This is a genomic window from Microcystis sp. BLCC-F210 (assembly GCF_042134685.1).
In the GTDB taxonomy this organism is placed as follows: Bacteria; Cyanobacteriota; Cyanobacteriia; order Cyanobacteriales; family Microcystaceae; genus Microcystis; species Microcystis aeruginosa_D.
This window is the reverse complement of the sequence record NZ_CP169647.1, coordinates 4,932,044-4,945,218: the sequence shown is the minus strand read 5'-3', so window position 1 is coordinate 4,945,218 and position 13,175 is coordinate 4,932,044. Positions and strand designations below refer to the sequence as shown.

Here is a 13,175-nt window from a genome sequence, read left to right as displayed (position 1 = left end):
ATCATGACTCTAACCATCGAACTTCCGAAAACCCAAACGCCGCAACGTTTACCCTTAAACCCTAACTATCCCCCCTTTCGCCAGTGGAAAGCAGGGGTAATCGCCGAAAAACTAGAAGAACAGCCAATCTGTCTCTATGTTCATATCCCCTTTTGTACTCAACGCTGTGCTTTTTGTTATTACAAAACCGTTGACCTAAAAGAGAGCCAAGTACAGGCCTATGTAGATACGCTTTGCCAAGAAATTAAACTCGTTTCCGAAAGATTCAATTTGAAAAACCGACGGATTCAGGCGGTTTATTTTGGCGGAGGAACTCCCACCACCTTAACCGGAAACCAGTTAGTCCAAGTTGTCGAGAATTTACGGGAAAATTTCTCCTACTTTGAAGAAAAGAAACAGTTTTCCGTAGAAGCAGAACCCTTGAGTGTTTCCCCATCAAAAATGAGGGTACTCAAAGAATTAGGAGTAAATCGCCTGAGTTTAGGTGTTCAATCTTTTAATGATCAAATCATCAAACTGAGTGGCAGAGGTCATGACGAAAAACAAGCTTATCGAGCGATCGATGTGGCCCAAAACGCTGGCGAGGGTCAATGGTCAATTAATATTGACCTGTTGAGTGGACTAGCGGGAGAAACTGTAGAAACTTGGCAAGAAAGCTTAGAATGCGCTCTGAAAACCGGAGTAGAAAGCATCACCGTTTATAAAATGGAAGCTTTTGCCAATACCCAAGTATTTGATCAAGGGGTTCGCCAAGAAATTATAGAATTGCCATCAGCAGAGCTAGAAATGCAGTTTATGCAGTTGGCCATGGAGCGCTTTGCCCAAGCAAACTATAATCCTTGGAGTCATTTTACCTATGTTAAAAATGACAGCGATTTGGCCACAAGTACCAAACAATATCGCAGTGAATACATTTTTAATATTTGGCACGGAATGGAGTTTTATGGACTGGGAGTCTCTGCTTTTGGCTGTTTAGGGGATTCTCTGTTACAAAATACTAGCGATATGGAAAAATATGCGACCCTTCTGGCCCAAGGAGAACTACCCTTATCTCGCGGGTATAAGCTGACTAGCTTGGACCGGATGGTGCGGGAAGTTTTACTAGGAATCAAGACATTACGTTTTGATTTAATTGCATTTCAGCAAAGACATGGGTTTAAATTACAATCCCTTTGCGGGGAAACTTTGTTCGCACTTGAAAGAGATGATTTTGTCACCGTATCTACCCAAGAAATTGAATTAACCCCTAAGGGGATTCTTTATGGGGACTATGTGGGCGAAACTTTAGCAGCATCTCTCAAAAAACTCAAAAGTTAGTAAGTAGGTAGGTGTTAAAAATTGTCAATTTTCCCCCTGAGTAAGGGGTTCTGACCCCCTTACTCAGTTAAAATCTAGAAACTGGATAATCGCTAACTAATAATTGTTCATTGTTGAAAATGACCAGGATGAGATGTGCAGAACAAACAGTTTAGCTCAGGTCCCACTTAATGATTTACCCGTGCTTACTGATGCGGAAATTGAAGAGCAAGTAGCCGCTATTTATGGTCTTCTTGAAAATTGCTCCCTTCCCCAGGGACAACTAGAGCAACTGACCGAAAAACTGGCAGAATTTCAAAGCCAATGGCAATCGGTTTTTACCAAATTTGGACAAAACTATCGAGGAGAATTAGCCTATCGAGATTTAATCGGGGAATTTAGCCGAAAAATTGCACCATTATTACAAAAATGGCTATCTTCATCGGTGGCAATCCAAGAGATAATTAATCCTATTACTTCCATGCTTTCAACCCTATCGCCTTCTCCACCCCTGAGGGGAAAAGATGGCGAGATGCTTTCTCTGCATCAGAGAAAGCGTTTGTTAATTGCCAAAAAAAAGCATCAGTCTCAGCTAGAAGTAGAAGATAAAAACCTCTCAATACCAGAGTTTGAAAAGCCGGTTTTTATTGTTTCTGCACCCAGAGCAGGAAGTAGTTTATTGTTTGAAACCCTGGCTAAATTCCCCGATTTATGGACAATTGGAGATGAAAGTCACGAAATTATCGAAGGAATACCCGCTTTACATCCTGCCGCACGCAATTTTAGCTCTAACCGCTTGGATGAAGGTGATGCTACCCCAGAAATTAGCGCGACTCTGAGAAAAGGTTTTACCCAACAATTACAAAATCGGGAAGGGGTAAAATATTTAAACATTGCTGAAAATGAGCGTCCTAGCAAAATTCGTTTTTTAGAAAAAACGCCGAAAAATGCTCTAAGAGTTCCTTTCTTAAAGGCTGTATTTCCTGATGCTCTCTTTATCTATCTTTATCGAGATGCTAGGGAAAATATTAGTAGTTTGTTAGAAGGATGGCGATCGCAACGTTTTATTAGCTATCAACCCTTACCCGGTTGGGAGCATAGTCAGTGGAGTTTTCTGCTCGTACCCGGTTGGTCATCTCTCCAGGAATCTGCTCTGGTAGAAATTGCCGCCTATCAGTGGAAAATGGCTAATTCCTACCTCATAGAAGACCTTCAGTCCCTCAACCCTTCCTGTTGGTGTCCAGTCAATTATCGCGACTTAGTTGAACATCCCGGGCAAACTATTAATCATATTGCCCAATTTGCCCAACTAGATCAAGACCAACAAATCGAGCAAATTCTCTCTCAACCCTTACCCATCGCTCAAAGAACCCTATCTGCTCCTAGACAGGAAAAATGGCGCAAACATGAACGGGAATTGGCCACAGTGTTACCAGACTTAGAAAACATAATTGATTTTTTGCAGTATCTTAAGTAGGTAGGTATTGAAAACTTTCAGATGTCCCCCTTATTAAGGGGGGACTAAGGGGGGATCAAACCTAAAATCCATTTTTAATTTAATTATAACCAGCTACTTAAATCATGATTGAAGTACAATTACAGCCAATTGAGGAGAATTTTAGGGCAGAAAATTATTCTTATTCCACCACAATTCATCAATTATTTGAAACCCAGGTGGAGAAGACCCCTAATCAGATTGCGGTAAGTTTTGAAGATTCCTCCTTAACCTATAAGCAGTTAAATGACCGGGCCAACCAAATCGCCCATTATTTAATTGAATTAGGAGTAAAACCAGAACAATTAATAGGAATCTGTGTTGAGCGTTCCCTAGAAATGATCATCGGGGTTTTAGGTGTTCTCAAAGCGGGAGGGGGTTATGTACCCCTTGATCCTGCTTACCCCAAAGAACGGCTAAAATTTATCCTAGAAGATGCCGATATATCTATCTTATTGACACAGGAAAAACCCCTTGTAAATCTCCCCCTTGACCAGATAAAAGTAATTTTTTTAAATAAAGATCAGTCCCTAGTTCAACAAAGTCAAGAAAACCCTAAAACTACTGTAAACTCCGACAACTTAGCCTACATTCTCTATACTTCTGGCTCCACTGGCCTACCCAAGGGGGTTTTAATTACTCATAAAGGAGTAGTTAATTTAGTTCAAACAGAAATTAAACTATTTAATTTAGATACATCAAGTCGTGTTCTGCAATTTGCTTCTTTAAATTTTGATGCTTCCGTTTCGGAAATCTTCACCGCTATTTCTTCGGGAGCGCAACTTTGTCTAGGAAATTCTAACTCCTTACTTCCGGGAGACAACTTGCTTAATTTTCTGCAAAAAAAAGCTATTACCCATGCACAAATTCCCCCATCAGTATTAGCCGTCCTCCCTCAAGCACCCTTAAAACACCTACAGGTATTAATTGTCGGCGGAGAAGCTTGTCCCCCTGCCTTGATGGCCCAGTGGTCAATGGGAAGACGCTTTTTTAATGCCTATGGCCCCACCGAGGCCACCGTTGATGCCACCATAGCAGAATGTAGCCCTGATAGTCCCTTAACCATCGGTCGTCCTCTTGCCAATACGCAAGCTTATATCCTCGACCAGTCTCTCAAAAAAGTGGCTGTGGGGGTTGCGGGAGAATTACATATTGGGGGAGTAGGTTTAGCTAGGGGATATCTCAATCGTCCCGAATTAACTGCGGCAAAATTTATTCCCCATCCTTTTGATGATAATCCATCGGCGAAGTTATACAAAACCGGCGATTTAGCCCGTTATCTTCCCGATGGTAATATTGAATGGTTAGGGCGTATAGACTTTCAAGTTAAAATTCGCGGTTTAAGAATTGAATTAGGAGAAATTGAAGGTATCTTAAACGAAAATACCGCCATTCACCAAGCAGTAGTCATTGTCCGTCAAGAGCAGTTAAATGATCCTCAATTAATCGCTTATGCTGTTATTAATCCCACCGTTAAAGTCGAGCAAGTCCTCGCTCAATGGCGCGACTATCTAAAAGAAAAGTTACCCCATTATATGATTCCTCGCGCATTAGTAATTTTAGAGAAAATGCCTTTGACCCCTAATGATAAAGTTGACCGTGTAGCTTTAGCTAAATTGCCTCTAAATTATGACACTTCTCGTCTGGTTACACCGCCAAGAAATCCAGAAGAAGAACTATTAACTGCAATTTGGGCAGAGGTTTTGGAATTAGAAAAAGTAGGAATTGATGAGAACTTTTTTGAATTGGGGGGACATTCCCTTAAAGTTATTGCCCTCTGTAAGAAGCTAGAGTCTCACTTTGAAAAAAAGTTTGCTGTAGAAACTATTCTTGATGCTGCAACGGTGGCCGAATTTGCCGATTATTTACGGAAAAATCATCCAGAACTAATCGAAAAAATTGATAAAATAAAATTTAATGAGGTAATTAATCCCTTAATCATAGACGAGGATTTTATTGCCGATTCTTCCCCAAAAATTGATTCCTTATCTGGCTGTCCTTATTTTCCCTTATCTTTGACTCAACAGAAAAGATGGGCCTATGAAAAATCCAATACAGTCGTCCATTTTTCGGGTAATTTTCGACGACACTACCTTAAAGGAAACCTCAATTTAGCAGCTTTAACAGCCAGCTTGAATGAGATTATCTATCGCCATCAAATATTGCGTGTCATCTTTCGAGAAGTCAACGGTTCCCCTGTTCAGTTAATTAACCCCTACACCGAAAAACCCCTACCCATAATTAATTTACAATCCTGGCCAGAGAACCAAAAAAATGAGGAATTAGCAAGATTATTACAGGAGATTACTAATCAACCCTTTGACTTGATTAATGGTCCTTTAATCAGACTGATATTAATTCGTTTGGATGAGAAAGATCACATCCTCCTCACTCACATCCATGATATTATTATAGATAATTCATCCCTGACGCTCTTTTTTAAAGAATTGGAGCTACTTTATCAGGCTTTTGTCTTAGGTAATTCCTCCCCTTTACCTCCCCTACCTATCCAGTATGTTGATTATGTTCAATGGCAACTAAAGTCCTTTAGTTCTCAACTAATTGAACCGAAAATTAACCACTATAAACGTATTTTAGAAGCTGGAGAGCCACCAACCTTACAAATTCCCCCACACCTGATTTCGCCGTCTAGATCCAGTCATAAATTATCCGATTCATCGGTTTCAAGTCTAGGGACTAATTTTGATTTTGAAATTCCTAGGGATTTCACAGAGAAATTAAACATCCTCTGTCAAGAACAAAGAATGACTTTATTTATGACTGCACTAACAGCCTTTGCTGTTTTACTCTATAGCTATAGTGGCTGTGAAGATATGATTATCCGCGCTCCCCGTGACGCTCGTAATCATCCACACCTGAAGCCTCTAATTGGTCTAATTAGTAATGTAATGTTGCTCCGGGTTAATTTAAGTGGTAATCCTACTGTTAAAGAGTTACTAACGCGAGTGCGAAGGGTAGTATTAGAAGCTTTAGAGTATCAAGATATTCCCTTTGAGCATTTAGCAAAAGTTATCAAACCAGAATATCGCCTTAATAATTCTAGTTTTAAAGCAGTTATTGCGGTTTTGTCAGAGTCCCCCGAAGAAGAATTTAAACTACCGGGGTTAGAGGTGAAATCTTGGGAAATGGAAGAGTTTGAGGTTAGGCCCGACTTAGAGTTAATACTCTGGGAAAATAAAACTTCCCCAAAACCCTCTCTTAAGGGTTGGTGGCAATATAAAAAAGATTATTTTGAGTTTGATTCAATGACTCAAATTAACCGAGATTTCATGCAGATATGGTCGGAAATTGTTACGAATCCTCATCGGCCAATTACTATCTTCCAAAATCTTAAAAATATATAGCAGCCCCTACAAAACTTTGTACCTATCTATGATAGCTTGTAGGTTGAGTTGAGCAATTTAATACTTGCAACAAAACTGCTCGAAGCAATGGTTTGAGTGAAACCCAACATTCTTAAAGACATCGGTGCAGTTGGGTTTCGCTCCAGCGTCGATAATATTTGACAGACAAGAGTTATTATTGCTCAACCCAACCTACGGCTATGATAGGGGGAAAATAGCCAACTTTCTGAAAGTAAGAAAAATATAAACTGAGCAATTTTTCATCAATAACAGGACAGGATATAGATAGCTCTGTTAATTCTATCAATGTTCGAGTTGTGTCAAATTCTAGCTTATCAGGGGAAAATAGTTTTGACAGTTTCAAAAGCAGTAATAAAGATGAATATAGTGTATTCTTGGGAGACTGGGATAATTGATACTTTAATTCGGCATAAAAATTATCATAATTAACTTTTTCTAAGGAATAGCCTAAAAGTTGAAGAGAATTAAAGAAAGTTTCCCAGGAAATTAGCTGAGAATTAATTAAATGAAATACTTTGCCAGCATGGTTTTTTTGCTGGGATAAACCAACAATTGCCCGACTGACATAATCAACGGGAACGATATCTATTTGTGTGTTTAAATCGGGAAATTTTTTTAATTGAATACAACCCTTTAGCAAAATACATAGGAAATCTTGGAAATTACCGTTAATCCCCGTTTTACTATTCCCGATAATTCTTGAAGGACGATAAATACAAGCAGGTAATCCCCTTTTTTGTGCGACCATCACTAATTGTTCTGCCACCCATTTACTTTGGCGATAACCTCCTTGCAGATTAACAAAATTAGGGCTATCCATTTCAGTGATTCTGCCAATTTCCTCCTGATTATCACCGAGAAAAACCCCAAGAGTCGAAACAAAATGAACGGGTTTAGTTTGCTCCCTACTAGCTAATCTTAGCACTTCTTGCGTCCCCAAGACATTTACCGGTTTTAAAGTAGAGTAGGGACGAGCAGAGTTAACCCAAGCTCCATTGTGATAAATAATATCAATTATTGCCGCTAATCCCTCAAATGCTAGTTGAGAAAGACCGAATAAAGGTTTCCCTAAATCTCCGACAATAGGAACAATACGAGAATTAAAATCATCTTGCCAGAGAGAATAAAACTCTAAGTTTTTTTGAAGACGATTTTTTCCCTCTTCTATATTAGAACAGCGAACTAAACAATAAATATCTGCGCTGGTTTGCTGGAGAAGTTCTTCGAGTAAATAAGCTCCAAGAAAACCAGTTGCTCCTGTCAATAAGATAGCTTTTGGCTCTAGCCAATTCTTGGCAAGCGATTGCTCAAATTGAATCGAGGAATCCACATTTACTTCCGCTTTCAGGTCTAACTGTTGAGTCACAGGTTTAGTCATGTGTTTTTTAAATCCCTTCTAAAGCAACCTGACGAATAAGTTCGGCATCGGAGAGATAGGGAAATCTTTGCCAAAAACGAGACCATGTTACTAAATATATCTCTTGTTCTTCTTGAGGAAATCGCTTAAGTTTCTCCTCAAATAGATTTTTATAACGATCTATTTCTACTTTTAAATAATGGTGTGCTTTCTCTCCATAGAATTTTTGAAACATCCAGTAGGTATTGTAACTACCTGATGCTATATCCTTTTTGTAGGAACGAAAATCATCATTAAATTCTATTAAAACTTCTAGAGGTGACATCAGATCAAAAATTTCACTTCGGTAGGGTTTACCTGAAATTTGAACGAGAGCAGAGTGTAGAATCCTCAAATCAGAAGACCTTAGTTCAGAAGCAAGAAGTAAGTCCTCATAGGTTATTTTTTCAGAAGCAATTAGCTGACCTTCTAATTCAATATATTTACCTAAGTTGTCTGCTTGTGCTAAAATTGCGGAGCCTTCTACACCAAGTTCATGCAAAAGAGATTCAATAATTTTTTTTCTGGCATCCCAGGGAGAAACTTGAGTTAATAGTGAGCCATCTTTTTGATTACTCTCTTCTAGTTCTACATCGGTTTCGTAGATCAGATATTCAATAAATGCTAAGAGGGGATAAAATTCAAAAAATCGATCATCAGAAATATTATAAATTGGACAATATATTTTGAAAAACGGCTTTAAAACTGAAGTAGCTTTATAGATACTATAATAGGAAATATAAGGGATTTGACTAACGGTTTTTTTTCTTTCAATCATACCAGGGGACATTTGCGGGTTCATTTTAGTTTCTCCTTTTTGAATTTTTAAACAAATAAGTTTCCGCGGTCAAATAACAGGTTTAAACCCCTTCTAAAACAGTCTGACGAAGAAGTTCAGCACTAGAGAAATAGGGAAATACATTTTGCCATAAACGAGACCATTTTGCTGAATAAACTTCTTGTTCTTGTTCAGATAATCCTTTCAGGGTTGCTTCAAATAGCTTACTGTAACGGTCTATTTCTGCTTTTAAATAATGGTGTGCTTCCTCTCCATACAATTTCTGAAACATCCAGTAGGTATTATAATTACCAGCTGCCCTATCCTCTTGATAGGAAAGAAAATCATCATGAAATTCTAGCAGAATATGTATGGGTGACATAATCTCAAAAATTTCATCTCTATAAGGTTTACCTGACATAGCAATCAAGGTACAGTGGAGAATTAACTCGTCAGAAGACCGCAATTCAGAGGCACGAATTACATCTTCTAATGTGATTTTTTCAGAGGTGACTAGCTGACTTTCTAATTCAAAATACTGACCCAAATTCTCTATGTGCTTTAAGATTGTAGGAGCTTCTAAATCAAATTCTTTTAAAAGAGATCGAATGATGATTTTTTTAGAATCCCACAGAGAAGACTGACTTGATGAGCTGCTATCCTTTTGATTGCTTTCGATCTCTGTATCAGTTTCATAGACAAGGTATTCAATAAACGCTAAAAGCGGATAATATTCAAAAAACTCATCTAGTGAAATATGATAAATCGGGCAATAATGCTTGAATATGAATTTGAGACTGGGAGTAGCTTTGTATATACTACGATAGGAAATATAATGATTGCGACTGATGGGGTGTTTGCTTTTAAATCTCTCAAGATTTGCTTGTAAGTCCATTTTTGGGTTTCCTTATTTTAAGTCGTGGAAGGATCGTACCATATCTAGGAAAATAATCACCAATAAACTGGTAATTTATTAGACCAATCCGTAGGTATAACTCAATACATTTCATAACCTGCCTCTTGACATAATGGTTGACAATAGGTGTTTAATTTTTCGATATCTGCCGGCTCTATTGAGTCTTTCCATCCGTCTATTTTACCCATTCTAAATGTTCTAGCAGAAGGGTTATAAATCTCCCCCAACTGAGAAGCAATAGTTTCATTAAAAGGAATATCCAAATGGTGGCAAATTTTTTCCATCGTCTCCCTTTGTTTTTCCGACTTGCCACCTCCCTGTTCTCCCACCAGATCCTCAAAACGGATAAATAAACAATTTTGCTCTTGAGACCAAGCTAACATAGAACGGAACACTTCGGCAAAATTTCTGATTTCTACTCCCGCTTTTGCACCATAGCCTCCCACTAAAATAAAATCTAATCTTTGGCTAGGAGACATGGACTTAAAATCCTCTTCTAAAAAGTGTCTTGCTGGCATTTTTCCCGTATCTAAAACAAAGGGAATTGAGGAAGCTATAACAGCACGAGGATCACGAATAATGAAGATATGCTGATAATTCAATTCCTGAAAAATTGGGGTTAACAGAGGTGTCCAAGGAATATGACCTAAAATGTATCGGTTTTGAGCAATAAGAGTTAACCAATGTCGAACAATCGCCAAATCTACATAGTAGGGGGTTAAGGCCCCTATGCTAATTTGTTTTTGGCTAAATTGAGTTTGATGCTCGATTCTTTTTTTAACTTCTCGATAGTTAAAAAATAGAGGCACTTCTTGAACTTCTTGATCTTCAAAATGTTCTTTATAGCCCAGAATTTCAACGGACTTAGCCAATAAATGAGTGCCACTTTTTGGCAAGGAATTAATTAGTAATCGCTTGGCCACTAACTTTGTATAGGACATCGCTTTTCAGTCAATAGTGAATAGGGAAAATATTGAACGGGTTTCATCACCTTAAAACATTCCTATGGGGGGAACATATTCCGAATCAATTCGCACATCTAAGACGGTAGGTTTGCCATCCCGATAAATTGCCTCATAATCTAATTCCTGCAAGTCTTGACTATTACGAATAATATAACCATTCGCTCCCATTCCTCGAGCAATTTGACTAAAATCTACTGATGGTAAAGCAAACTCTAGGGGTTCTACTCCCGTTTGCAGATGTCGGTGTTTAACCATACCAAAAGATTGATCATTAAGAATGATAAAAATAATCGGTAATTTTTCAGCAACAGCAACAGCAAGTTCGTTGCCGTGCATTAGAAAACATCCATCACCTGTAAGACAAACCACTGGGGTATTTTTTGCCCCCATAGCTGTTCCAATCGCACTGCCAATTCCCCAACCCATGGGGGCAGTGGCCACAGCTAAACGGAAATTTTCAGGACAAGGTGAGAAGAAATAGTGAATTGTCCAAGCTAACCAATTACCTACATCGACTAAATAGCGTGTTTCTGGGGGAAAATGTTGTATGAGTTCACCGATTAATTGCTGGGGTTTAACGGGGGAATTATCCTCTAACAGTCGATAGCTGTCCGGTTCTTTAACGGTAATTTGAGCGGGTTGATAAGGCTGGGAAAATTCGGGGGATAAGCTGGTTGATAACTGCGGTTTTACTTGTCCCCTTTGCCGAGTTTTTTGCAATCTTTTTAGTAATTCTGCCAAGGTGGTTTTGATTGTACCTTGAATGTGTAAACTGGCCATCGGAGAACTTTTAAAATAATCCCTTGCGTGATGAATATGAACTATTTTTTTAGTTAACAATGCCTGATCCCAAGCCGAGGTTTCCCATTGCCCTAAGTTCATCCCAGCCGCTAAAATTAAAGCAACAGAATCATCGGTTAAAGCTTGACGGGCTGTTTGATGTCCAGCAAAACCAAAGACACCTTTTACTAAAGGATGATAAGGATTAACACAGGTTTTACCACCTTGAGTTGTGACAATAGAAGCGTTAATTAATTCGGCTAATGCCATAATTTCTGGGGTGGCTTCCCTACAATCTTGACCAACCCAGATGGCGATGGTTTGACCTTGGTCTAAGATATTGTTTATGGTACTATCAAGCTCATCTAAGGCTTTTAAATCAACTAATGCAGCAGCTTGAGTCGTTACCTGGGGATAAGCAAGGGATGAGGGAGACTCAACCCGGAAAATATTCACAGGAATACTAAGATGAGCCGGTCCAAAAGGTGAATGTAAAACTGTTGTTAATGCCGCTGCCAATTTTCTTTCTAATTGATTAGGGTGGGTGACGAGGGTATTATAACGGGTACAGTGCTTAAACATGGCCACTGTATCAATGGTATCAGGCGATGATTCTTGAAAGGCACTCCAGCTAAAATGAGGTAGGGCAGTTTGTGCGGTGATAACAAGTAGAGGTATCCCTTCAGCATAAGCTGAGGCTAATCCTGTAATGAAATTGGTGCTACCGGGTCCAGTTGTGCCGCAGCAAACCCCGATTTTTCCGGTTTCACGAGCATAACCATCAGCCATAAAAGCGGCGCCGGTTTCGTGACAAGTCAAAACGGCACGAACCCCCCCGCGTCTTTCGCTGCGTGCTAAGGCTTCGTAGAAGGCACTATTATGTCCTCCCGGGATGCCAAAAACGTATTCTACCCCTAATTGCTCTAAATAATCGACAATTAGGTCACTCATATTTCTTGGCTGGATTTGTTCTGGCTCTGTCAAGGTAATGGGAGAAGAGGCTTGTGAAATCATTAGATTTTGTCTTGTCAATGGACTATTGTTAGAATATCTCACATAGACGCTGCTTTTAAACCCCTGGGCAGAAAATTGGTTTAGCTAAATTTTTGTCAACTCTCAATAACCCCCAGCAGCTGTGACGAAGAATTTTTCCGCTGCAATTTGGTATTGATAACCATCAAATGTGTAGCCAAATAAGGCGATGTCATCCTGAAAGTGTTTTTCTACTAATTTTCTGGTTCTGTTGTTGTAATATTCTCGATAATCACGATGTTTTGACTTGTTTAAACAGGGCAGAGAAGCTTTAATATTTAGCCTTTGACAGACCAGATCAAAATCAGCTTCTAAAGTTTCATATCTACCAACAAAGTCAACTATTATTTTGCCTTCTAAGTCAGTAATAAGGTCTTTTTGTAGTTTAGTTGCTCCTTTGGGAAAGGGATTTTTTGTACTAATAACCCATTCCAAGTATTCTTCAAAACCAGCCAGAGATTTAACTAATTCATATCTAACATGATCTTTCTGCTTAAGAATAAAATGATAATAGGATACCTGCCAATCCCAAGGATTTCTGACAAAAGAAAATTTATAAAAATTATTATATACTTCCTCTGACAGTTCTTTTTGCATATCTCTGGCTTTAGCGTGCCAAAGAGAGGATTCCCACATTTCATACAGGGGATTAATTTGCTCTCCTAACATTCTGGGAGGACGATTAATTTTGAATTTTTCAGGTTGTTGTGCATAAGGTTCTAAGACCGCTTTAACGCTTGTCCCCGCAGCTTTTGTGACATGAAAAAAAATGAACTGATGACTGTAGGATATTAACATTAATCTTACGGTGTGATAATAATAGCTCTGTCCGAGATTGGTAAGCGTATCAATTTTAGTATAAATTGGACTTGACAAGAGAGACAGAATCTAAATTGTCAGCTTGCCCATTCTGGCCTTCCTCTGGGATATGCTCTAGGGGTTAACCCGATAATGCCCAAAAATGGCTATTTCTTTAAGAACTGAGGATTTTCTGCAAGTTGTGTGAACAGTAAGACTGATGTAGAATGCTGCCAGGCATCGGAATCCCTAGACGGCCGTTATTGTACGCCTTGGCCTTGCCATGGACTTTATATGACTGAAATCCCTAGCAACCAATCCAACTTAGTGATT

General features: G+C 38.9%; 9 protein-coding genes. 3 read left to right on the top strand and 6 right to left on the bottom strand.

Going from position 1 to position 13,175, the window contains the following annotated elements; genetic code table 11:
• The first annotated feature begins 3 nt into the window (after nt 1-3).
• From ACE3JL_RS24035 to ACE3JL_RS24025, 3 genes are all read left to right on the top strand, one after another.
• Nucleotides 4-1,317: a coproporphyrinogen-III oxidase family protein gene (locus tag ACE3JL_RS24035; RefSeq protein ID WP_375328563.1), complete on the top strand. Its 1,314-nt coding sequence runs from the start codon at nt 4-6 to the stop codon at nt 1,315-1,317.
• A gap of 181 nt (nt 1,318-1,498) precedes the next feature.
• The gene (locus ACE3JL_RS24030) at nt 1,499-2,773 is read left to right on the top strand and encodes a sulfotransferase (protein ID WP_375328562.1); all 1,275 of its coding nucleotides are present in this window, start codon (nt 1,499-1,501) and stop codon (nt 2,771-2,773) included.
• Nucleotides 2,774-2,877: 104 nt separating this feature from the next.
• Nucleotides 2,878-6,156, top strand: coding sequence for an amino acid adenylation domain-containing protein (locus ACE3JL_RS24025; RefSeq protein ID WP_375328561.1), 3,279 nt, complete (start codon nt 2,878-2,880; stop codon nt 6,154-6,156).
• A 175-nt stretch (nt 6,157-6,331) separates the two neighbouring features.
• On the opposite strand, the gene ACE3JL_RS24020 is transcribed toward ACE3JL_RS24025, so the two are convergent.
• From ACE3JL_RS24020 to ACE3JL_RS23995, 6 genes are all read right to left on the bottom strand, one after another.
• Nucleotides 6,332-7,555: a thioester reductase domain-containing protein gene (locus ACE3JL_RS24020; RefSeq protein WP_375328560.1), complete on the bottom strand. Its 1,224-nt coding sequence runs from the start codon at nt 7,553-7,555 to the stop codon at nt 6,332-6,334.
• Nucleotides 7,556-7,562: 7 nt separating this feature from the next.
• A complete protein-coding gene (locus tag ACE3JL_RS24015) occupies nt 7,563-8,375 on the bottom strand; it encodes a hypothetical protein (RefSeq protein ID WP_375328559.1) in 813 nt (270 codons plus the stop codon).
• 58 nt (nt 8,376-8,433) lie between these two features.
• On the bottom strand, nt 8,434-9,246 hold the full coding sequence (locus ACE3JL_RS24010) for a hypothetical protein (protein ID WP_375328558.1): 813 nt from the start codon (nt 9,244-9,246) through the stop codon (nt 8,434-8,436).
• Nucleotides 9,247-9,347: 101 nt separating this feature from the next.
• A complete protein-coding gene (locus tag ACE3JL_RS24005) occupies nt 9,348-10,208 on the bottom strand; it encodes a sulfotransferase domain-containing protein (RefSeq protein WP_375328557.1) in 861 nt (286 codons plus the stop codon).
• A gap of 51 nt (nt 10,209-10,259) precedes the next feature.
• A complete protein-coding gene (locus ACE3JL_RS24000; RefSeq protein WP_375328556.1) occupies nt 10,260-12,026 on the bottom strand; it encodes a thiamine pyrophosphate-binding protein in 1,767 nt (588 codons plus the stop codon).
• A gap of 102 nt (nt 12,027-12,128) precedes the next feature.
• Nucleotides 12,129-12,842, bottom strand: a complete 714-nt coding sequence (locus ACE3JL_RS23995) for a sulfotransferase family 2 domain-containing protein (RefSeq protein WP_375328555.1) — start codon at nt 12,840-12,842, stop codon at nt 12,129-12,131.
• Between the last annotated feature and the right edge of the window lie 333 nt (nt 12,843-13,175).

Coding starts and splice junctions, on each gene's coding strand:
- ACE3JL_RS24015 (WP_375328559.1), bottom strand. CDS start 8,375: ATGAACCCGCAAATGTCCCCTGGTATGATTGAAAGAAAAAAAACCGTT.
- ACE3JL_RS23995 (WP_375328555.1), bottom strand. CDS start 12,842: ATGTTAATATCCTACAGTCATCAGTTCATTTTTTTTCATGTCACAAAA.
- ACE3JL_RS24000 (WP_375328556.1), bottom strand. CDS start 12,026: ATGATTTCACAAGCCTCTTCTCCCATTACCTTGACAGAGCCAGAACAA.
- ACE3JL_RS24020 (WP_375328560.1), bottom strand. CDS start 7,555: ATGACTAAACCTGTGACTCAACAGTTAGACCTGAAAGCGGAAGTAAAT.
- ACE3JL_RS24010 (WP_375328558.1), bottom strand. CDS start 9,246: ATGGACTTACAAGCAAATCTTGAGAGATTTAAAAGCAAACACCCCATC.
- ACE3JL_RS24035 (WP_375328563.1), top strand. CDS start 4: ATGACTCTAACCATCGAACTTCCGAAAACCCAAACGCCGCAACGTTTA.
- ACE3JL_RS24005 (WP_375328557.1), bottom strand. CDS start 10,208: ATGTCCTATACAAAGTTAGTGGCCAAGCGATTACTAATTAATTCCTTG.
- ACE3JL_RS24025 (WP_375328561.1), top strand. CDS start 2,878: ATGATTGAAGTACAATTACAGCCAATTGAGGAGAATTTTAGGGCAGAA.